The 20,902-nt window shown below is 31.5% G+C and carries 20 protein-coding genes; 8 read left to right on the plus strand and 12 right to left on the minus strand.

Annotated features, from left to right (window positions below):
• Positions 1-277: 277 nt before the first annotated feature.
• Both ACEWL1_RS06185 and ACEWL1_RS06190 read left to right on the plus strand, forming a co-directional pair.
• A complete protein-coding gene (locus ACEWL1_RS06185) occupies positions 278-2,776 on the plus strand; it encodes a M14 family metallopeptidase (RefSeq protein ID WP_409232422.1) in 2,499 nt (832 codons plus the stop codon).
• Positions 2,777-2,957: 181 nt separating this feature from the next.
• Entirely contained in the window at positions 2,958-3,116 is a 159-nt protein-coding gene (locus ACEWL1_RS06190; RefSeq protein ID WP_347174610.1) for a YqaE/Pmp3 family membrane protein, read from the plus strand.
• Positions 3,117-3,218: 102 nt separating this feature from the next.
• On the opposite strand, the gene ACEWL1_RS06195 is transcribed toward ACEWL1_RS06190, so the two are convergent.
• The 6 genes from ACEWL1_RS06195 to nhaA form a co-directional block, all read right to left on the minus strand.
• Complete coding sequence (locus ACEWL1_RS06195) at positions 3,219-3,560, minus strand: tRNA-binding protein (protein WP_409232423.1); 342 nt, start codon at positions 3,558-3,560, stop codon at positions 3,219-3,221.
• Positions 3,561-3,639: 79 nt separating this feature from the next.
• Positions 3,640-4,098 (minus strand): Mpo1 family 2-hydroxy fatty acid dioxygenase, encoded by a 459-nt coding sequence (locus ACEWL1_RS06200; RefSeq protein ID WP_409232424.1) that lies wholly within the window; start codon positions 4,096-4,098, stop codon positions 3,640-3,642.
• A gap of 111 nt (positions 4,099-4,209) precedes the next feature.
• Positions 4,210-4,740, minus strand: a complete 531-nt coding sequence (locus tag ACEWL1_RS06205) for a YfiT family bacillithiol transferase (protein WP_409232425.1) — start codon at positions 4,738-4,740, stop codon at positions 4,210-4,212.
• The gene (locus ACEWL1_RS06210) at positions 4,740-5,417 is read right to left on the minus strand and encodes a tetratricopeptide repeat protein (RefSeq protein WP_409232426.1); all 678 of its coding nucleotides are present in this window, start codon (positions 5,415-5,417) and stop codon (positions 4,740-4,742) included. Before ACEWL1_RS06210 ends, ACEWL1_RS06205 begins: the two co-directional genes overlap by 1 nt.
• Positions 5,418-5,704: 287 nt before the next feature.
• Complete coding sequence (locus tag ACEWL1_RS06215; protein ID WP_409232427.1) at positions 5,705-6,457, minus strand: Type 1 glutamine amidotransferase-like domain-containing protein; 753 nt, start codon at positions 6,455-6,457, stop codon at positions 5,705-5,707.
• An 88-nt stretch (positions 6,458-6,545) separates the two neighbouring features.
• Entirely contained in the window at positions 6,546-7,865 is a 1,320-nt protein-coding gene (gene nhaA / locus ACEWL1_RS06220) for a Na+/H+ antiporter NhaA (RefSeq protein ID WP_409232428.1), read from the minus strand.
• A gap of 95 nt (positions 7,866-7,960) precedes the next feature.
• On the opposite strand from nhaA, the gene ACEWL1_RS06225 reads away from it, so the two are divergent.
• A complete protein-coding gene (locus tag ACEWL1_RS06225; RefSeq protein ID WP_409232429.1) occupies positions 7,961-8,383 on the plus strand; it encodes a heme-binding domain-containing protein in 423 nt (140 codons plus the stop codon).
• Positions 8,384-8,451: 68 nt separating this feature from the next.
• On the opposite strand, the gene ACEWL1_RS06230 is transcribed toward ACEWL1_RS06225, so the two are convergent.
• The 3 genes from ACEWL1_RS06230 to ACEWL1_RS06240 all read right to left on the minus strand — a co-directional run bounded on the left by ACEWL1_RS06230 (position 8,452) and on the right by ACEWL1_RS06240 (position 12,625).
• Positions 8,452-9,384, minus strand: coding sequence for a peptidylprolyl isomerase (locus ACEWL1_RS06230; RefSeq protein WP_409232430.1), 933 nt, complete (start codon positions 9,382-9,384; stop codon positions 8,452-8,454).
• Positions 9,385-9,465: 81 nt separating this feature from the next.
• Positions 9,466-10,962: a hypothetical protein gene (locus ACEWL1_RS06235; protein ID WP_409232431.1), complete on the minus strand. Its 1,497-nt coding sequence runs from the start codon at positions 10,960-10,962 to the stop codon at positions 9,466-9,468.
• Between the two features lie 70 nt (positions 10,963-11,032).
• The gene (locus tag ACEWL1_RS06240) at positions 11,033-12,625 is read right to left on the minus strand and encodes a peptide chain release factor 3 (protein ID WP_409232432.1); all 1,593 of its coding nucleotides are present in this window, start codon (positions 12,623-12,625) and stop codon (positions 11,033-11,035) included.
• A 126-nt stretch (positions 12,626-12,751) separates the two neighbouring features.
• Between ACEWL1_RS06240 and ACEWL1_RS06245 the strand changes: the two genes are divergently transcribed.
• A complete protein-coding gene (locus ACEWL1_RS06245; RefSeq protein ID WP_409232433.1) occupies positions 12,752-13,228 on the plus strand; it encodes a TlpA family protein disulfide reductase in 477 nt (158 codons plus the stop codon).
• Position 13,229: 1 nt separating this feature from the next.
• Positions 13,230-14,429 carry a sialidase gene (locus ACEWL1_RS06250; RefSeq protein ID WP_409232434.1) on the plus strand — a complete coding sequence of 400 codons (1,200 nt, stop codon included), beginning with the start codon at positions 13,230-13,232 and terminating at the stop codon, positions 14,427-14,429.
• Positions 14,430-14,547: 118 nt separating this feature from the next.
• Here the strand turns inward: ACEWL1_RS06250 and ACEWL1_RS06255 are convergent, their stop codons facing one another.
• Entirely contained in the window at positions 14,548-15,234 is a 687-nt protein-coding gene (locus ACEWL1_RS06255; RefSeq protein ID WP_409232435.1) for a peptidylprolyl isomerase, read from the minus strand.
• A gap of 103 nt (positions 15,235-15,337) precedes the next feature.
• On the opposite strand from ACEWL1_RS06255, the gene ACEWL1_RS06260 reads away from it, so the two are divergent.
• The 3 genes from ACEWL1_RS06260 (at position 15,338) to ACEWL1_RS06270 (ending at position 18,325) form a co-directional block, all read left to right on the plus strand.
• Positions 15,338-17,182 carry a glycerophosphodiester phosphodiesterase gene (locus ACEWL1_RS06260; RefSeq protein ID WP_409232436.1) on the plus strand — a complete coding sequence of 615 codons (1,845 nt, stop codon included), beginning with the start codon at positions 15,338-15,340 and terminating at the stop codon, positions 17,180-17,182.
• A gap of 57 nt (positions 17,183-17,239) precedes the next feature.
• Positions 17,240-17,761 carry an isopentenyl-diphosphate Delta-isomerase gene (gene idi / locus ACEWL1_RS06265; protein ID WP_409232437.1) on the plus strand — a complete coding sequence of 174 codons (522 nt, stop codon included), beginning with the start codon at positions 17,240-17,242 and terminating at the stop codon, positions 17,759-17,761.
• A 150-nt stretch (positions 17,762-17,911) separates the two neighbouring features.
• Positions 17,912-18,325 (plus strand): 6-pyruvoyl trahydropterin synthase family protein, encoded by a 414-nt coding sequence (locus tag ACEWL1_RS06270; protein ID WP_409232438.1) that lies wholly within the window; start codon positions 17,912-17,914, stop codon positions 18,323-18,325.
• A 1-nt stretch (position 18,326) separates the two neighbouring features.
• Here the strand turns inward: ACEWL1_RS06270 and ACEWL1_RS06275 are convergent, their stop codons facing one another.
• Positions 18,327-18,929: a peptidylprolyl isomerase gene (locus ACEWL1_RS06275; protein ID WP_409232439.1), complete on the minus strand. Its 603-nt coding sequence runs from the start codon at positions 18,927-18,929 to the stop codon at positions 18,327-18,329.
• A 105-nt stretch (positions 18,930-19,034) separates the two neighbouring features.
• Positions 19,035-20,852, minus strand: a complete 1,818-nt coding sequence (locus ACEWL1_RS06280) for an ion channel (RefSeq protein ID WP_409232440.1) — start codon at positions 20,850-20,852, stop codon at positions 19,035-19,037.
• Positions 20,853-20,902 lie beyond the last annotated feature (50 nt).

Below are 20,902 nucleotides of genomic sequence, written 5' to 3' on the forward strand. Positions count from 1 at the left end.
TAAGCATTAGCAAAATCAACATATATTTTGATTGAAGGTAGCTAGTTGAACTAGTCGAAAGGGTAAGCAATGGTAAAGCCATAGTAAAGCCATAGTTAGTTCATGCTAAGCCATAGTAAGTTTTGTATCCAAACTCAATATTATCAATTTTCTTTGGTAATGTACAAAACTAAAAGCACACACAATTTGTTAAAGATACGTTAAATAGATAGCGGTAAATTTACTCAAAGACTTTGTTTCTTTACCTTGTAGGCTGAAAACTAACAAATTATTTCTAATGAAAAAACTCACTATTCTTTTTTTGTTGCTAACCTATTCTGCAACTGCACAACAAGTAGATTTATCGTACTATTTACCAAAAAATGTAAGCTATAATAAAAACATACCTACACCAAAATCTGTCATTGGTCATGAGGTTGGCGAATGGCATATTACACATGATAAATTAGCCGAGTATATGAAAGCCTTGGCAAAAGCATCAGACAGAATTTCTATAGAAAGTAGAGGAACTACTTTTGAAGGAAGACCGTTGTTATTATTAACCATTACGTCGCCAAAGAATCATCAGAATATAGAAACCATTCGTAAAAACCATATTGCAGCAACAGAAAATGCTTCTGTAGATGTTTCTAATGCGCCAATTGTGGTGTATCAAGGATTTTCTATTCATGGTAACGAACCAAGTGGCTCAAATGCTAGTTTGGCTGCGGCCTATTATTTAGCGGCTGCACAAGGAAGCGAAATAGATGCATTATTAGACAATACGGTTATTTTATTTGATCCTTCTTTTAATCCAGACGGATTGCAACGTTTTGCGTATTGGGCAAATACAAACAAAGCGATAAACATTAATCCAGATCCAAACGATAGAGAATACAGAGAAGTTTGGCCTGGCGGAAGAACCAATCATTATTGGTTTGATATGAACAGAGATTGGTTGCCAGTACAGTTGCCAGAATCTAGAGCAAGAATTGCTTCTTTTCATAAATGGATGCCAAATATCTTAACAGATCATCACGAAATGGGATCGAACTCTTCGTTCTTCTTTCAACCAGGAATTCCGTCTAGAACAAATCCATTAACGCCACAATTAAATCAAGATTTAACCAAACAAATTGCAACCTATCATGCAAAAGCGTTGGATAAAATTGGTTCTACGTATTATTCAGAAGAAAGCTTTGATGATTTCTATTACGGAAAAGGCTCAACCTTTCCAGATGTAAATGGAAGTATCGGTATTTTATTTGAACAAGGAAGTTCTCGTGGTCATGCACAAGAAACTGTAAATGGTGTATTAACGTTTCCGTTTACCATTAGAAATCAATTTACAGCAGCTTTATCTACTTTAGATGCAGCTAAAAATATGAGAGTTCAAATCTTAAAGTACCAACAAGATTTCTTTAAGAATGCAAGAAAAGAAAATGCAAAAACCAAAGCAATTGTTTTTGGTGACGAAAAAGATGCGGCAAGAACCTATCATTTAGCAGAGATTTTAAAAAGACATCAAATACAATTTAACGAAGTTGCATCTGACTTTACATCAAAAGGGAAAAACTATAAAAAAGGAAGCAGTTTTGTAATTCCGATGAACCAAAAGAACAGCAGATTGGTAAAAGCAATGTTCCAAAAAACAACCACTTTTACAGATAGTTTGTTTTATGATATTTCTGCATGGACATTTCCGTTGGCTTTTAATTTAGACTACGAAGAAAATATTGCAACCAACAAAATAGGAAAAGTTGTAACCAACTTAGAAATGCCTGCTGGTTCTATTTCTTATAAAAGTGATTACGGATATTTAATGCCTTGGAACGATTATTATACGCCAAAAGCATTGAATACTATTTTAAACAAAGGCATTAGAGCGAAAGTTTCTTTAAAGAAATTTAATAACGGAGGAAAAGATTTTGATTACGGGACTATTTTTATTCCTGTACAAGATCAAAAATTAAACGCAGTAGACTTGTTTGCTTTTTTAGAAAAAGTTGCTAAAAACAGCCATGTGCATGTGTACGGAACAAGAACTGGTTTAAATGAAGGAATCGATTTAGGTTCTAATAATTTCAGTAATATCAGTCCGAAGAAAATTGCGATGTTAGTTGGTGATGGAATTTCGAGTTCTGATGCTGGAGAAATTTGGCATTTGTTTGATACGCGTTATAATATTAAAGTGACCAAGTTAGACATGTCTTATGTTGGTAGAACAGATTTAAGCAAATATTCTACGTTAATTGTACCAAGTAGTCGTGGAGTTGATAAAAGCACAGAAGAACGATTAAAAACGTGGGTTAGAAACGGCGGAGTATTAATTGGTTACAAAAGTGCTGTAAGATGGTTGGCTTCTAAGAAGTTTATCAATTTAGAATTCGAAAAAGCAGATGCTCCTACAAATCCTGTAACATTTGAAAATAGAAGTTTACGCTCTGGCGCGCAAGTAATTGGTGGAGCAATTTTTAACACAAAGTTAGATGTGTCGCATCCAATTAACTTTGGTTATAAAAACGACGAATTGCCAATCTTTAGAAATACCACTATTTTTATAAAACCAAATAAAACCAATTATAACAATCCGATTCAGTATACTAAGAATCCGTTATTGGCTGGTTATATTTCTAAACAAAACTTAAAAGTTTTAGCAGGTACAGTTCCTTTTCAAGTACAAAGAATGGGTAGAGGTAGAGTAATTGTTTTTACAGACAATACCAACTTTAGAGCATTTTGGTACGGAACCAATAAGTTATTAATGAATGCAATCTTCTTCGGAGATAAAATGTAGTTGTTAAGAGAAAAGAGAAAAGAGAAAAGATGCAAAGTTGCAAAGGCACAAAGGCGAAAAGAAGCAAAGGTTAACTTTGTCGCTTTGCAACTTTGTGCCTTTGTTACTTATTGCCACTTCTTTTTTTGTAACATTTCTCGATTAGTATCGTCTCATAAGTACTATTTTCAACCAAAATACTATGAGTTTATTAAGAGTTTTATTAGCTATTTTCTTTCCGCCATTAGCAGTTTTAGGAAAAGGATGTGGTTCTTTTGTCATTGTTTTTTTACTAACGCTTTGCGGATGGGTTCCTGGAGTAATTGCTGCTTTGGTGATTTTGAACAATCCGGATAATTAAACAATGGACAATTATCAATTATCAATGAACAATGTAGAGTACGCAAAAATAACTGACAATGCCAACTGCTAACTGCTAACTGCAACTGACAACTGTTAATTGTTAACTAACTTGTTCTCCGTTTTTAACCGCATCAGAAGCTTGTAATAAAACCACGTTTTGGTCTTCATTATAAATCCCAAGCACCAAACATTCGCTCATAAAATTAGCAATTTGTCGAGGTTTAAAATTAACGATTGCTGTTACTTGACGGTTTAATAAATCTTCTTTAGAGTATAAATCGGTAATTTGTGCACTCGATTTTTTAATCCCTAAATCTCCAAAGTCAATTATTAATTGATAGGCAGGTTTTCTAGCTTTTGGAAAGTCGTTTACTTCTTTGATGGTTCCGATTCTAATATCAACTTTTGTGAAGTCTTCGAAAGTGATTTCGTTTTTGTTCATGTCTTTATTTTTATTGTCTTCTCGATACAATTTTATTTCTTTGACTTTGTCACGAATAAAATCACTCGAAGTGACATTTTTAATTCCCTAATTTTTTAAGTACCCAAAGTGGTCCAATTAATAAAAACTGTAAATCTTTGATAAATGATGGTTTTTTTCCTTCTACTTTATGTCCGTAAAATTGCCCAATCCAAGCAATTACAAAAATGGTTATTGATATGATGGCGAGATTTCCAAAATCACTCAGCCAATAATTTCCAATAACAGATAAAATGGTTACGATTAACATGTTGATAAAATACCAAAAACCAAGACGTAAATAAAAGAGGAGCATCAAAGCTCCAATTACTACAGCCCAATTTTCTATCAAAGGATTGTAGAGTCCAAATGTATTTTCTAAAAACGTAGTTGGAATGCTCATTAGCAACCCAATGACACTAAAAAAAATAGCAGGAACACAAATAAAATGAATGGTTATATTGGTTTCGTTTTGATGGCTTACAGCGTACTCATCAAACCATTGTTGCGCAGTTTTCATAAAAATTAAATTAAACAATAAATATAGGAATTTTATTGCTGCTGTCATTCTATAGTTAATTCGGAATCTAATTTTTTAATAGATTCCTATTTCCAAGTGAATGACAAATAGTTATACCCACTTATTACGAATCAATACATTTTTGATGTGTGCAAAATGATGGTTACAATGCCAAGCATAAATGGCAATATTCTTTTTTAAAGAAACAGAATCGCCACTTTCTGGATGGATAAATACGTTGTTTAAATCATCTTCCGTAAGTCCTTTTAACAGATAGACCCATTTTGCGTGTAATGCTTTTATAAAGAGTAAAGACAATTCTATCGGCGCATCTTTTGCATCGAACAATTCTGCCCAACGGTCTTCGAAATACGCTTTAATTGTTGGTTGATTTTCTGTCAAAGTCCATTTAAATCGGATATAACTATTAACATGACTATCACCACAATGATGAATGGTTTGTCTAATTGTCCAACCGCCATTTCTATACGGAGTATTTAATTGTTCTTGGGATAAACTTTTAACGAGATTTTCTAGTTTTGATGGAAATTCTTCAATTTCAGAAATCCAGTTTTCAATATCTTTTGCTGAAATGTTTTCAGGAATGTGTACGTGTCCGATTGGGTATTTTAAATGTTCCACTATTTTTCAGTAATTCGATTTAACATTCTTTTAGAGTTGTTATTTTCTGGATTTATAGAAAGCGCTTTTTTGTAATAACTAATTGCATTTACAGTATCTTTTTTTCGAAGAAAGGCATCTGCTAAGCTATCATAAGTATTAGAGCTTTTTGGATATAGCTTGGTGTTTATCTTAAACGTTTCTATAGCAATATTGTATTTTTTGTCATTTAACATGCTGTATCCTAAACTGTTAAGAGTGCTTTCTCTAATGGTTTTATCTAAAGAATCTTTATGCTGAATGGCTAAGTAACCAGCTAAGGCTTTGTTGTATTCTTTGTTTAATAAATATTCTCTTGGGGTTTTTGCACCGTCAGGCATTTTGTTAAACGAATACGTTATTCCTTCATGTTCTCTTTTTTTAGCCAACACAATGTGTACCTCAGGTTGCATTTTAAAGACAAACTTTTCATTCATCGCTTTAAGGTAAAAAGTACTATCGTTTATTTTTAAAGGTTTGATGTTTTCGTTTCCTCTCCAACGAATCACCATTTCGTTTTCAACAAATGATATTCCAATAGATTCATCAGAATTAAAAAGATAATTACCGGTTACTGCTTTTATAAATTCGGGTGAGTTTTTAGAATTCCCACAACTAATTAAAAGAAAAATGGATAGAAAATAAAAAAGGCGTTTCATAGAAAAAAATAAATATTAATGATGTCTAACTTTTAGTTAGACTCTAAAACCATCGTTTTTGTTACAAAAGAATAAAAATAAATATAGTTTATTGATGTTTGATGTATTGGTCTTATAAGTCAGTAATTTTTCTTTAGACAATACCTGTTTTTATGTTTAGCGACTCCTTTTTTTCGTTTTAATTTACAATGAACAGCATAAGATTCTGATTTAAAGAAATCACATTCTGTATTAACGAAGTCCGCTAAAAAATGAGTTTAAAAACAAATTTAATGATTGCAATAGTTTTACTCTTTTAGAATAATAGATTCGAGTTTTTTCTCTACTATTTGTCCGTTTTTTAAAGAAACATAATAGTTGTTGTATTTCTTATCTAAAGAAAGAATTTTAAATGGTTTTCCGTTTTTAAAAATGATTCCTGCATTATTATCCATCGCATAACCAGCTTTAAAGATTCCGTTTTTGATATTTTTTTGATACAATGGTCTTCTGAATTTTTCTCCATCGTAATGTGGACTGTGACTAAAAGGTAAGAAACCTAATCCTTCAACTACGCTTAATTCTTTGGGTCTTGAATCGGTTGTTCCGTTTTCAAACCAGCACAAAGAACCAGCACTTCCACCAGCTAAAACAATACCTTTTTCTAAAGCCTTTTTAAGCACTTTGTCTATTCCTTGTGCTTTCCAAATTGCCATCATGTTGAGTGTATTTCCTCCACCAACAACAATAGCATCCATTTCTAAAAGTATTTCTTCAAAAGATTTTTTTTGATTGTAAGAACTAATCCAAACTTTTTGCACAGATGCTTCAATAGGAAGATCGTGAGTTAGTTCATACCATTTAATAATATTGCGTTGACTATCACCAGAAGCAGTTGGTAGGAAACAAATTTTCGGACGCTCTTTTCCAGTTAATTTTATGATTTCTTTCATAAACAACTTTCCTAGTCCACCACCAAAAGGAAAGATATATTGATCTTGGCCAAAAGAGTTAACAGAAATAAAAACTGTAAGGATACAAAGTAGAATGATTTTTTTCATTTTAAGATTGGTTTGGTTTATGATGTAGCCAAGTTACCTAAAATGTGTTTAGAAACAAATAAAAAGGAAAAGAATGTGTTCTAACTTTTTAGTTATCAGTACTCTCTACTTCTTCGTTTTTGGTAAATCTAAGAATTAAATATCCTATAACTCCAGATACAACAGACCCAATTATAATTCCAACTTTTGCGGAATTAATATTTATCAAATCTCCATCAAAAGCTAAGTTTCCTATAAAGATAGACATGGTAAACCCAACTCCTGCAATGGCAGAAATCCCTAAAATCTGTTTAAATTTTACCCCAGATGGTAGTTCTGTTAACTTAAGTTGAATACCTATATAAGAAAACAATGCAACACCAATAAATTTACCAGCAAATAAACTAATTGCAATGGTGGTCATTAATGAGAAATCAAAAGCATAATTTGTACTTATAACAACACCTGCATTTGCAAATGCAAATATGGGCAGTATTAAGTAAGCTATCCAATTGTGTAATATGTTTTCTAGATGTTGAAGTGGAGATCGTACTTCAAATGTTAAATCATCTAAATGTTCTATGCATTTTATTTCATCTTTTGTAAGCAAATGTTTTTCATCATCATCAGATACTTTGGTGATTTTACTAGAAATTGAAGATAAACTGTCTGAGAATGATTTAACATTAAGTTTTCTTTTAATTGGAATTGTAAATGCTAAAAGTACTCCTGCAATTGTAGGGTGAATTCCAGATTTAAGAAATAAAAACCAAATAATTACTGCAAAAACCAACCCGATTTCTAAAGAATATCTTCTTTTATGATATAGGATACTTAACAAGCCAATAAGAAGTATTCCATATAAAATAAAAAGCCAGTTGATATTTAAACTATAAAATGCAGCAATAACAAGTACGGCAGCAATATCATCTATGATAGCGAAAGCAGTCAAAAATATTTTTAAACTTAACGGAACTCTTTTGCCTAGTGTACTTAGAATTGCTAACGCAAAAGCAATATCTGTTGCCATCGGAATTCCCCAACCTTTTACAGTATCAGGATTTTGATTTAAGAATAAATAAAGTGCTATTGGTATTAAGACTCCACCTAGTGCAGCGATAAAAGGAAATGCTGCTTTTTTTAAACTGTTGATTTCACCAATTAATAATTCTCTTTTTAACTCTAATCCAATTAAGAAAAAGAAAATGGACATTAGACCATCATTAATCCATAAAATCAATGGTTTCTTTAATTCATACTCTTGAAAAGAAATTCCGATTTCATATTGCCATAAATTTTCATAAGATGCTCCGTAAGGTGAGTTTGCCCAAAGTAGTGCGATAATTGTTGCTCCAAATAATAGCATTCCAGCTAAACTTTCTGCTTTGATAAATTTTTGAAATGGAGTTAGAATTACTTTTTTAATCATAGATTATGGTTTAAGAATTAGAAATATTCTTGAGGTACAAATTTACTTTATTTTCTTATTGAAAAATTTATATATTTAGAAATCTAAATTTTTTTATGAAAACATATATCAAAACTTTATTTCTTGTTTTTACTTTAGGACTTGTTGCTTTTACTGTTAAGAATAAGAAGTCAGAAAAACTTTTAGTAATTTCTGAAAGTGAATTGGAGCAAAATCAAACTGGAATAACATTTCCTGAAGATGTAAAAGCAATTATTGATGCAAAATGTATGAATTGCCATAAACCAGAAGCAAGAAATGAAAAAGCTAGAAAAAAATTACAATGGAAGAAGGTTCCTAAAATGAATCAAAAAGAGCAAGAAAGCTTCTTAAAAGAGTTGGCTTTGGTTTTGGAAGAAGGAGAAATGCCGCCAGAAAAAACGATAAAAAGAAAACCAGATATGGCACTTACTTTAGAAGAAAACAGAGTTTTGATTACTTGGGTTGAAGCTGAAGAAAATAGATTAAAAGGAAAGTGATTATCTATTATAATAATAAAAAATGCGCTCTAACAAGAGCGCATTTTATATTTGTATTGTTGATGTAGTTATTTTACATCCATTAATTCAACATCAAAGATTAACGTTGCGTTCGGAGGAATTACTCCGCCAGCACCAGCAGCACCATACGCCAAATGAGAAGGGATTACCAAACGTGCTTTGGTTCCTACGTTTAATAACTGAATTCCTTCATCCCAACCAGCAATTACTTGACCAACACCAATAGCAAAATCGATTGGTTGTTTTCTTTTGTATGAAGAGTCGAAAACTGTACCGTCTAATAATTGACCTTTATAGTGTACAGAAACAGTTGCGCCTTTTGTTGCTTTTTTTCCGTTTCCTTCTTGTAAGATTTTGTATCGTAAACCACTTGTAGTTTCATCATAACCAGCAGCAACAGAATCTAATAATTCTTTTTGTTTTGCTAATTCGTCAGCTTCTCTTTTTGCTCTAGATCCTTCAAAAGTTCTAAACGCTTCAACCGCATTAAATTTTTCAGCAGCATCACCAACTCTAATAATTTCTATCGATGTTAATTCGTCTCCTTGAGAAATAATATCAACGATATCTTGTCCTTCAACAACGCTACCAAAAACGGTGTGTTTATCGTCTAACCATGGAGTAGGAACGTGTGTAATGTAAAATTGACTTCCATTGGTTGCTGGTCCAGAATTTGCCATTGCTAATTTTCCAGGAGCATCGTGTCTTAATTCTGGATGAAATTCATCATCAAATTTATAACCCGGATTTCCAGTTCCAGTTCCTTGAGGACAACCACCTTGAATCATAAAATCAGAGATTACTCTATGAAAAGACAAACCGTCGTAATAAGGTGTTCCTTGTGGTTTTACCTCATTTTCTAAGTTTCCTTCTGCTAAAGCAACAAAGTTACCAACTGTTCCAGGAGTTTTTTCAAATTCTAAGTTTACTAAAATTTCGCCTCTATTTGTGTTGAATTTAGCGTAGATTCCGTTATTCATAATTTTAATTTTAATTTAATTTTTATTGTATTTAATTCTGATATTGCTTCTGAAATAATTCATCAGAAGATTCAGAATTAATTATTTTTTAGTGTTTAAAATAGACAAACCGTATGAAAAACCAATATTAATATTAGCTGAATTCACATCGCCAAAAGGAGACCACATTTGTCCGCCTGAAATATTGAAAGAAAAATCATTATTTAAATGATAGTTAATTCCAACCGTTGGTCTTACTAAAACTCCTTGACCAGAATCTACCCTTCCTCCGCCAGCTACACCTGCAGCCATTTCTGCAAAAAGAGAGAAACGATTGTTTAGAAATTTATTGCTTTTAACACCAACACCAAAAATTCCATGAGCATAACCACCAGATTTACCTTCGTATGCAAATGACGCTTCTCCTATCAGATAAAAATGATGGTTTAAATCGTATAAAACTTTTAAGGCGATTAATTGTAAATCACTTGGTGGAATTCCAAATTTTGCAACATCAAAATAAGTTTGATTTTGTGCAGAAAGTTGTATTCCTTGTGTTTTAATTTCAGTAGCTTTTTCTCCAGTAAAAGGATCGGAAATACCACCACTTAAACCATAATATTTTAAACTAAATCCGGCGGTAAAGGCTTCAAATGTGCCACCAACAGACCTGTGATAACCACCATGTGCGCTTATGCCAAACTTTTCAGTAACTTTTACATCAAATCCAGTTTTAGGATATATGGTTAAACCATTTTCTGGATAAATTCTTCCACCTGCTGCACCAATTCCCATTTTCGCAAAAAAGTTTACATATTTGGTTTCAATAAAGTTGTTTCCAATTCCAAAGAAAACATCCATAAATCCAGCTGTTAACCCTCCATACATGGCATCTACATGAGCATAAATAAAAGTATCATTAGTTAAATACCGTTGGTATTCGAACCCCATTATTGATAAGACATTGTCAATTTTATGATATTTAGGAGTTGTACTTGCATCTGTTCTAGAATCACCAAAAGGAAAGAAATAGTCAAAGGTGATTTGTTGTACACTTTTTACAGCTGGTTTTTTCCAGAAATCATCTTTTGAGCTGTTTTTTATAGTAAAAGTTTTCTGAGCATTTGCATAAGCACTTGTTCTTAATGTTGTCGGAATTTCAATAAAAAAAGACACATTATCGTCTTTTTGAATTCCTGTAAAAAAATTAAAATATCCGTATTGTACACCAAAAGAAAAGGCATCTGTTTTGTACTGTAAACCAGCATTTGGATATATAATTCCGCCACCATTTACCAAACTTCTATATCCGCCGCCGCCGCCAAAATGAACGTTGGCGTCAAAAAAAAGATTCTTGTAAATTGGTAAATTTACACCCAAATTTACACCCAATGTAAATAGACCACCTTGATCTCCAGTAATTGCTCCATGAAAACCTGCTCCAGTATACAACCAACTATTTATAGGTATATTGTAGTTGATACCTACCAAGCCCATTGTTGGTTCTAAACCATAACTAACTTGACTGACTGGTTGTTGTACTGAAATGTAATTTAAACGAATGCTGTTATGCATTTCTTTACCTTTTAAATTAGTCAAGTCATAGCTTTGAGCAATACTATAAGTACTCAAAAAAAGAAGAGTTAAAAAAAGTATTTTTTTCATCATGTTATTCTTTAAATTCACTTACAAAATGCAACTTCACCGTAGGATATTTACTCTGTGTCATTTGAATGGTAAAATCAGAATCTGCTAAAAACACCAACTGGCCTTGTTTGTCTTTTGCTAAATAGCGCTGTTTTACACGTTTAAAATCTTTAAATTCTTCATTTTTAGGATCTTCTGGCTCAATCCAACACGCTTTATGTACTTGTAGGTTTTCATACGTACATTTTGCTCCGTATTCGTGTTCTAATCTATATTGAATCACTTCGTATTGTAAAGCACCAACTGTACCAACAACTTTTCTACCGTTCATTTCTAACGTAAACAATTGCGCAACACCTTCATCCATTAATTGATCTAATCCTTTGAATAATTGTTTTGCTTTCATTGGATCTGCATTGTTTACATAACGGAAATGTTCTGGAGAAAAACTCGGAATTCCTTTAAAGTTTAAGATTTCTCCTTCTGTTAAAGTATCACCAATTTTAAAATTCCCAGTATCATGTAAACCAACAATATCACCAGGAAAAGATTCTTCTACAATTTCTTTCTTTTCGGCGAAAAATGCATTCGGACTAGAAAACTTCATTTTTTTACCGCTTCTAACATGTAAATAAGGTGCATTTCTTTTGAAAACTCCGGATACAATTTTTATAAATGCCAAACGATCTCTGTGTTTTGGATCCATATTCGCATGAATTTTAAATACAAAACCAGTTAATTGTTTTTCTTTAGAGTCAACCAATCGTTCTTCTGCTTTTTTTGGTTGTGGAGTAGGAGCAATTTGTATAAATGCATCTAATAATTCTTTCACTCCAAAATTATTTAAAGCAGAACCAAAAAATACAGGTTGTAAGCTTCCTTCTAAATATTCTTGTTGATTAAAACTTGGATACACTTCATCAATCAATTCTATTTCTTCACGTAAGGTTTCGGCAGCTTTTTCTCCAATAATGGTGTCTAATTCTGGATTTGATAAATCGTTAAATTCAACTCCCTTAGAAATGGTAGTCTTAGAATCGCCAGAAAAAAGATTGATTTTCTTTTCCCAAATATTATAGATTCCTTTAAAGTCATAACCCATTCCGATTGGAAAACTCATTGGGGTAACACGCAATCCTAATTTTTGCTCCACTTCGTCTAATAAATCAAACGCATCTTTTCCTTCTCTATCCAATTTATTGATAAAAACCAACATTGGTATGTTACGCATTCTACAAACTTCAACTAATTTTTCTGTTTGTGGTTCAACACCTTTTGCGACATCAATTACAACAATAACACTATCTACAGCAGTTAATGTTCTAAAGGTATCTTCAGCAAAATCTTTGTGACCAGGCGTGTCTAAGATGTTTATTTTTTTGTCTTTGTAGATAAAAGCCAATACAGAAGTAGCTACAGAAATACCACGCTGACGCTCAATTTCCATAAAATCGGAAGTAGCTCCTTTTTTGATTTTATTATTTTTTACAGCACCAGCTTCTTTTATTGCTCCACCAAAAAGTAATAACTTTTCTGTTAGTGTAGTTTTCCCAGCATCTGGATGCGAAATAATACCAAATGTTCTTCTACGTTGTATTTCTTTTAATAAACTCATTTACAAAAATTGAGGTGCAAATGTACGTTTTATTCTATAATTTTTTAAACGATAAGGTATTAAATCGAGCCCATTTTTTATAGGAATAAGTTGTTGTAAATCGTTTTTTGTTTTTAAATTAGGGGCATGAAAAAAATATTCTTTATTATTATTTGTATAGCCGTTTTAGGTTGTAAAGATTCTCAAAGTTCTAAGGTTTCTACCATTTTAAATAATATGGAAAATCTTGTTGATTTAAGAGGAGAATCACTTGATGTATCTAATTTAAAAGGGAAAAAAGTGTTGGTTAATTATTGGGCAACTTGGTGCGCGCCGTGTATACACGAGATGCCAGATTTATTAGAAGCACAAGAAATTTTATCAAAAGAAAACTATGTTTTTTTATTAGTTTCTGATGAGTCTAAAGAACAAATACAAGAGTTTAAAGATAAGTTTAAATACGATTTCACCTTTTTAAGATCGCCAGAATCACTCTCTAATATCGGAATTTACGCCATGCCAACTACTTTTATTTTTAACGAAGAAGGTAAGAAAGTAAAAGAAATTATTGGCGCTACAAAATGGAGCAGTAAAGAAATGATTACCCAATTAAAAGAATTATAAAATGAAAAAACTAGTATATGTTTTAAGTGCTATTTTATTATTTAGCTCTTGCTCAAAAAAAGAAGTAAAAATTATTGAAATTCCGTTTGAATTTGGAATCAATAATGCAGAACCAAATTTAGTTGCTCAAAATGGTAAATTATCTTTGTCTTGGATCAATTCAATTAGAGGAAAAGAAGCAACACTATTTTATACACAATTAGAAAACGAAACCTGGAACGCTGCAACAAGAATTACTTCGGGTACTGATTGGTTTGTTAACTGGGCTGATTTTCCAGCAAATGCAACTAACGGAGATGTTCTATTAACAAGTCATTTACAAAAATCTGCAAAAGGAACGTACACCTATGATATTGTTTTAAATCTTCGAAAATTAAACGGAGATATCATCAAAGAAAACTTTTTATTAAATACAGACGGAATGAAAGCTGAACATGGTTTTGTAAGTGTAATTCCGAATAAAAATGATGGTTTTTTGATTACTTGGCTCGATGGAAGAAATACAGTAAAAGAAATGAAAGAAAGTCATCATAAAGCAATGACAATTAGAACTGCAGAAGTTTCTAAAACAGGAACAATTTTTAATGAAACCGAACTAGACGGCAGAACTTGCGATTGTTGTCAAACATCTATTACAATGACTCAAAACGGACCAATGATTGTGTACAGAGATAGAAGCGAAACCGAAATTAGAGATGTTTATTTTTCTCAGAAAAAAGATTCAGTTTGGTCTACTCCAAAGGCTGTCTTTAATGATAATTGGAACATCAATGGTTGTCCGGTTAACGGTCCGAAAGTAGTTTCAAACAAAAAAAATACTGCGGTTGCTTGGTTTACTGCAGCAGATGAAAATCCGCAAGTAAAGGTTTCATTTTTTGAAAATGATACTTTTAAATCTCCTATTATTTTAAATGATATTTCTGCTATTGGTAGAGTAGATGTTGCATTTATCAATGCTGATGAAGTGTTGGTGAGTTATATGGAATCTGATGAAAACTCTACATATTTACGTTGTAAAAAAGTCTCAAAAGATGGCAAAGTATCAAAAGCAATTACAATTTCAGATATTAGTTCTGGAAGAAGTACTGGAGTGCCACAATTAGAAATTAGCAATAATACAGCTTATGTAGTTTGGACGATTTCTGTTGATAAAAAGAACCAACTAAAAACAGTGAAGTTTGATTTAGACGGAGTAAATTAATAGTTGGAAAATCTCAAAGTTACAAAGGTTAAGAGACACAAAGGTTAAAAGTTTATTTTTCACTATTCACTATTCACTATTCACTATTCACTATTCACTATTCACTATTCACTATTCACTATTCAACAATTTCAACTTTCATATTTACATCAACCAAAGGCCATTCTTTAACATCTGTTTTTAATTCGGCAATTTTATCTAAAGTAGCAAACCCAGAAATAACTTCTCCAAAAACGGTGTGTTCATTGTTTAAATGATGTGCACCTTTTCTGCTTTGGACGATGTAAAATTCAAACGGACTTGATAGTTTATCAGGGTTTTTCTCCCATTCTCTAGCAGCTGCCAAAGCGCCATATTTATGTTTTCTGTTCGGTCTAAATTCTGGTTTCATCAAATAATTCCCGTATTTATAACGACGTTTCATCGCTCCATATTCATCAGAATTTCCTCCTTGAATAACAAAATTCTTTGCAACTCTATAAAAAACTGTCATGTCAAAATACTTAATCTTTGTTAAGAAAATGAAGTTAGCTCTATGAATTGGAGTGTCATTATACAAACGCAGTTTAATATTTCCATAATCAGTTTTAATAAGTACGATGGTTTCTTTATTTTTCTTTTCGTATGCTGTAAAAAAAGCTTCAACATTATGTTTGTTTAAGCTGTCCCAACTTTTTTCTACTTTTTTAATCAGTTTTTTTTCTTGCTTTATTGGAGGAACTATAGGTTGCACTTTTTTCTTTTCATCACAATTAGAAAACGTAATAATAAGTACAAAAGCGGTAAATAATTTTGATATTTTCATTTTTTGAAATGATGTGTTTATAAAGTGTAAAGATAATTGATTTTACTACATTTGTTTTTAGTCAAAAGAGCAAGTATTTTTAATGCTAATTAATAAATTTTTCATGAACTTATCCGCAAGAATAGCCAAAGTATTGTGTCTTTTTATGCTCATATTTTTTACTCAATGCAACGGTGAAATTATAAAAGCAACACAAAAAAACTTACCAACATATAATTATAAAACTTCAGATTTTCAGGTTATAGGTCATAGAGGTTATTCTGATATTTACCCAGAAAACACATTACTGGGTTTAGAAGAAGCTTTTAAAAGAGGTGTAAAATATTGTGAAATTGATGTAAATGTTACTTCAGATGATGTTTATGTATTATTTCATGATCAGCCAACAATCTATAGAACTAGCAATGGAACAGGCTATATTGTTTCATCTACATACGAAGAATTATTAGCATTAGATTTTGGATGTTGGAAAGGGAATCAGTTTAAAAAAACGAAAATTGCCACTTTAGAAGAAGCTTTGTTGTTGGCAGAGAAATACGATGCTTATTTGTACTTAGATGCTAAAAATTTTAGAGCAGATTTAATGGCTAAAGCTTTGGAAACAACAAAAGTGAATCCAAAAAGATTAATGCCTGCAATTTTAACCATAGAAGTAGCAAAAGTTTTTAATAAGCATTGTCCAGATTCTCCATTTATCTATTTTGGAAAATTGCCAGAAGATGTAAATGATGATAACTGGTACAAAGAACTTATGAATTTAGGCTGTGAGATTTTTGAGACCTATTATACATATGCGCTTGATAATAAAGAAGATTTTAAAACATTTGTTAATAAAGTTCATGAACACAACGCAAAAGTTTGGGTGTTTACATCAAATGATATTGATGAAATAAAAATAATAAAAGAAAACAATGTAGACGGAGTAGAATCAGATTTGTCAGTATCTGCTTTTAAAGCGATTTATAATAATGATTCTTTAAAAATAAAACCGCTTTTAAAAACAACTGGAAATTGGACTTTTGAAAACAGCAATTTGCAAAGTAAAGGAGTTGGAAGTCAATTACGCCCTTTAAATTACTCAAGTGATAGTGTTCAAAATGTTAGTTTTGGCACACAAAATTCTTTCAATTTAAAACCTATTGATAGTGTACAAACATCCGTAATTAAAATTCCTGCATTTACTCCAGAAAATGGGCTTTTTATATTTACAAATTTTACGCCTTTTAAAAACGAAAACCTTCATTCAGATTATTCATTGATTATGGATGTTTATGTTCCGAAAGAAAGTGAAGGAAAATTTATAAGCTTAATACAAACAAGCCCTACAAATGCAAACGATGGCGATTTTTTTATCAGCCCAAAAGGAATTGGAATTAACAATGTGTATCATGGTGAAATAGCACTTGAAACCTGGTACAGAATTGCTATTGTAGTTACTGAAACATCAATAAAAAAATATATCAATGGAAAATTTATTGGAGAACAATCAATTTCTGGAGGAAGGTGGACCGTTTATAACACCTTTTCTGGCGGACAAGATCAAGGTTTTTTGCTTTTTGCTGATGATGATAATGAAACCGGAACGATATATTTGAGTGCTTTGCAACTTCGAAATTATTCAATGAATTCTAAAGAAATAAAAGGATTAGGAAAACCAAAATCAAACGGAATTGCAGTAAGTAATACAGGTATTTACAGTGTGAAGTTTGAAAATGAAGCCAAAGAAAGTATTGTAAATTGGGATTCTAAAGAAATTTATGCCACATTTCCAAAGGGAACATCAACAACGCTTAAAGTTTGGTTTGAGTTGCCGTATGGAGCCACAAGTAATGTGGGGTCTGGAGGAAAAATCAAAATAGAGAACTTTAAAGAAACCGTTATTTCTGTAATTGCGCAAGATGGAATAACCAAAACAAAATGGAAAATAGTTCCTAATGTCATCGATTAAAAAAAAGAAAGTTTTTAATGTATATTTTATTAGAAATTTCTTTGGTATTTTTACCAGATGAAAGAAGAACAAGTAATTCTAGTTGATACAAATGATAATCAAATTGGATTAATGCCAAAAATGGAAGCGCACGAAAAAGCGTTATTACACAGAGCATTTTCGGTGTTTACATTTAATGATAAAGGGGAGTTATTACTGCAACAACGAGCGGCAGACAAATACCACTCTCCGTTGTTATGGACAAATACATGTTGTTCGCATCAACGAAACGGAGAAACTTCTTTAGAAGCGGGCAAACGTAGATTGCAAGAAGAAATGGGCTTTACCTGCGAGTTAGAAGAAGTGTTTTCTTTTATTTACAAAGCACCTTTTGAAAATGGATTAACAGAGCACGAATTAGATCATGTCATGATTGGATATTATAATGACAACCCAATTATAAACCCAGAAGAAGTTGAAAGCTTTAAATGGGTGACTTTAGAAGACGTGAAAACTGATATGGAGAAGCATCCTGAAACATATACAGAATGGTTTAAAATTATTTTTAACGAATACTATTCAAGGTTAGTAGCAAAGTAGCAAAGGCAAAAAAAGGTGAGTTTTAAGATAGCATAAACTATGAAATTTTTAATTTTGATAACTGATAACTGATAACTGATAACTGATAACTGATAACTGATAACTGATAACTGATAACTGATAACTGATAACCGATAACTGATAAAAAGAATGCCTAGAATTACAGCACATAGAAAAGCACATTTTAATGCAGCACACAGATTGTTTAATCCGGCTTGGTCTGACAAAAAGAATGCAGAAGTTTTTGGTAAATGTAGCAATCCTCATTATCATGGACATAATTACGAATTAACAGTTTCTGTAACTGGAGAAATTAACCCTGTTACTGGTTTTGTGATGGATTTATCTGTTTTGAGAGAATTGATAAAAAGTGAAATTGAAGAATCGTTTGACCATAAAAACTTAAATGTTGAGGTATCGGAATTCAAAAATTTAAATCCGACTGTAGAGAATATATCCGTTGTTATTTATAATAAACTAAGAGCTAAAATTAAACCGTCTTTAGAAATTTCTATAACACTTTACGAAACACCAAGAAATTTTGTGACGTATGCTGGTGAGTAGTTTATTTCACTCTTTTAATCGACTTGATAATTACGGGTTCTAATAAACGTTGATTTTTATTTTCTTTAGCTTGTATTTCCCGAACGATATCCATTCCTTTGGTTACTTTTCCGAAAGCAGCAAAACCAAACCCGTCTGGATTTCTCTTTCCTCCAAAATCTAGCGAAGGTTGCGCATTGATGCAAATAAAGAAATTATTAGTTGCTGTATTGGGACCACTTCTCGCCATAGAAAGTGTTCCGTCTTCATGTAAAATACCTGTTTTTTCTGTAGTTTCTATTGCTATTGGGTCAAAATCTTTTCCTTCTCCTTTTCCGCCTTGAATAACTTCTATTTTTATGTCTCTTGTTGCTTCGTTTTCTGGAGTTGTCACTCTAAAAAAAGAGCCGTTTGAATACAAGCCAGCATCCACATATTTTAAAAAATTAACAACGGTGTTTGGTGCTTTATTAGGATATAATTCGACTAGAATAGTTCCATCTGTGGTTTCAATTTCACAATTAATGGTATTGTTGCAGCTTATTAATGAGAAAGCGAAAACAAGTAGTAAAATATTTTTTTTGAATCCTTTATGTGCTATTTTTTTTAGAAGTTGGTTTTTCATAATTAGTTTGGTTTTTATAAAGATATTTTTTTCTTTAGCTTTTAGCTTTTAGCCTTTAGCCTTTAGCTTTTAGCCATTAGCCTTTGAAACACTGCAACTCTGAAACTAATTCAACAATTGCGAAATAAGTGCAACACTAAATATCGTCAACATAAACCAGCCAATAAAACCTTGTATTACGGCTAAATACCTCGGAATTCCTTTGATTGGTATTTCTCCAAAACCAAGTGTTGTAAATGTGTTGATTGACAACGTTAACGCGTTTAAAAACTTAATTAAGATGTCAACAATAAGTAATGCTAAAATCCAGCAGCCAATAATAAAGCTGGTGACAATCTTTTTTCGTTTTGGTAAATCTACCCAACGTCCTTTTAAAATATCGGTATGTCGTAAAATTCTACCTGTTAATTTATAATTGTATGAGGAGAAATAGTAAATGGGTTTTGTGAGCCAAAGAAAAAACCAAGGAACTTCTTTTTTGCTATTGTGCATATAATCTTTAAACTCGGTATAAGACATAATGTCCTGTTGGCGTTCTTCTTCGTAAATTTCTCTAATTCCTTCGTTTTGTCTAAAGTATTTGGTAAAAAACCGTAAACGATTCATCAGTTTATTTTTCCTACCAGTTTCCCAATTATTTGGAAACAGCATATACACAAAAGCAAATAGGAAGATGACGTATAAAGAGAATATAATTGACAAGGACGGATTGGTTCCGTAGCTAGAAAATATTTTTAAAAACTGATTTATCTTCCACGTAAAAAACGAACTAAAGGTCGGGTTTTCTTTATACAAATAAGCATAACGTTTGGTTTCTAGATTCTTGAACTCTACATAAACCTGGTTTGCATAATCAGAATCGTGTTGTAATTTGTAAAAATCATAAAACTGTCCAAGTAATTGCATTTCAAATTTATACGCGTTTTCGTACTCAATTTTGTGTCGATTTTTATAATTGTTGAAAACTGAATCGGTATAATACAAATCGTAATAATCTAGCTTTTTGTCTTTGTCTATTAGGCTTTTTAAGTACAAATCGAATCCGCCAGCTGACAATACTTTATTTTCCCATTGTTTCCATCTATACGTATGATTGATGCTAAATTCATCAATTCGTAACAGTAGTTCTTTGTTAAAACTATTTTCTTCTACCAAATACACTTGTGCGTTGTTTAAAGAAGCTTTTGAAAAATCGATTCTAAAGTCACCAAAATTATTTCTATAAACACTTAAAAACATAGAAGTATCTACATTAAGATTAAAAAATCCATTTCCTTTAAAAATGTTTTCATCAAAATGCGTTTCTTTGATATTGCTTGTTGCAACTTGACTTTCGGTTCTATTTTCTTCAGAGATAAATGTATTGTTAAACATCTTAAACGAGATAGAAGAGTAGTTTTCTATAGAGCCAACAGATATGATAACATCGTTGTTAAAAGTAGTGTTGTAGAAACCAATATTTGGTTCATATTCTAAATGCTTTTTATCTAATTTGTTTATTTGATCGTTTCCCAAAGTATTTACATCTACTTCTAAAACGCCTTTAAAAACACAATTAAAAAACAACATCGAAGTGGTGTCTGCAATAATTACATCTTTATTAAAAACGATAAATGGGAATCCAACTTGTTGTCCAATGTCATCGTTATTATGTTCAAAATGAACATTTACTAATTCTATAACTTTGTCAATAAAAATAGTGTCGCTGGTTTTAAATTGATATGTTCCATCAATTAATTGAAAAGCAAATGCACTATCCTTTTCTGTAAAGGAAATGAAAGCGTCTTGTAAGTTGAAAACCGAATCTTTTTCTGCTGCAATCATGTTAAAAAACTCGGTATGAGAATATTCCTTGAGTTTTATTTCTTGACTAAATCCGTTATAAATTAAGAATAAGAATATTAGAATGAATAGTTTTTTCATAGGAAAAAGATACATTTAAAAGTCACAACTAAATATAGAATTTATTGTGA

This window comes from Polaribacter gochangensis (assembly GCF_046224025.1).
Lineage (GTDB): Bacteria > Bacteroidota > Bacteroidia > Flavobacteriales > Flavobacteriaceae > Polaribacter > Polaribacter gochangensis.

What these genes read in the sequence shown, in the direction of transcription:
- ACEWL1_RS06185 (WP_409232422.1), top strand. Translation starts at nt 278, where the DNA reads ATGAAAAAACTCACTATTCTTTTTTTGTTGCTAACCTATTCTGCAACT.
- ACEWL1_RS06190 (WP_347174610.1), top strand. Translation starts at nt 2,958, where the DNA reads ATGAGTTTATTAAGAGTTTTATTAGCTATTTTCTTTCCGCCATTAGCA.
- ACEWL1_RS06195 (WP_409232423.1), bottom strand. Translation starts at nt 3,560, where the DNA reads ATGAACAAAAACGAAATCACTTTCGAAGACTTCACAAAAGTTGATATT.
- ACEWL1_RS06200 (WP_409232424.1), bottom strand. Translation starts at nt 4,098, where the DNA reads ATGAAAACTGCGCAACAATGGTTTGATGAGTACGCTGTAAGCCATCAA.
- ACEWL1_RS06210 (WP_409232426.1), bottom strand. Translation starts at nt 5,417, where the DNA reads ATGAAACGCCTTTTTTATTTTCTATCCATTTTTCTTTTAATTAGTTGT.
- ACEWL1_RS06215 (WP_409232427.1), bottom strand. Translation starts at nt 6,457, where the DNA reads ATGAAAAAAATCATTCTACTTTGTATCCTTACAGTTTTTATTTCTGTT.
- nhaA (WP_409232428.1), bottom strand. Translation starts at nt 7,865, where the DNA reads ATGATTAAAAAAGTAATTCTAACTCCATTTCAAAAATTTATCAAAGCA.
- ACEWL1_RS06225 (WP_409232429.1), top strand. Translation starts at nt 7,961, where the DNA reads ATGAAAACATATATCAAAACTTTATTTCTTGTTTTTACTTTAGGACTT.
- ACEWL1_RS06230 (WP_409232430.1), bottom strand. Translation starts at nt 9,384, where the DNA reads ATGAATAACGGAATCTACGCTAAATTCAACACAAATAGAGGCGAAATT.
- ACEWL1_RS06240 (WP_409232432.1), bottom strand. Translation starts at nt 12,625, where the DNA reads ATGAGTTTATTAAAAGAAATACAACGTAGAAGAACATTTGGTATTATT.
- ACEWL1_RS06245 (WP_409232433.1), top strand. Translation starts at nt 12,752, where the DNA reads ATGAAAAAAATATTCTTTATTATTATTTGTATAGCCGTTTTAGGTTGT.
- ACEWL1_RS06250 (WP_409232434.1), top strand. Translation starts at nt 13,230, where the DNA reads ATGAAAAAACTAGTATATGTTTTAAGTGCTATTTTATTATTTAGCTCT.
- ACEWL1_RS06255 (WP_409232435.1), bottom strand. Translation starts at nt 15,234, where the DNA reads ATGAAAATATCAAAATTATTTACCGCTTTTGTACTTATTATTACGTTT.
- ACEWL1_RS06260 (WP_409232436.1), top strand. Translation starts at nt 15,338, where the DNA reads ATGAACTTATCCGCAAGAATAGCCAAAGTATTGTGTCTTTTTATGCTC.
- idi (WP_409232437.1), top strand. Translation starts at nt 17,240, where the DNA reads ATGAAAGAAGAACAAGTAATTCTAGTTGATACAAATGATAATCAAATT.
- ACEWL1_RS06270 (WP_409232438.1), top strand. Translation starts at nt 17,912, where the DNA reads ATGCCTAGAATTACAGCACATAGAAAAGCACATTTTAATGCAGCACAC.
- ACEWL1_RS06275 (WP_409232439.1), bottom strand. Translation starts at nt 18,929, where the DNA reads ATGAAAAACCAACTTCTAAAAAAAATAGCACATAAAGGATTCAAAAAA.
- ACEWL1_RS06280 (WP_409232440.1), bottom strand. Translation starts at nt 20,852, where the DNA reads ATGAAAAAACTATTCATTCTAATATTCTTATTCTTAATTTATAACGGA.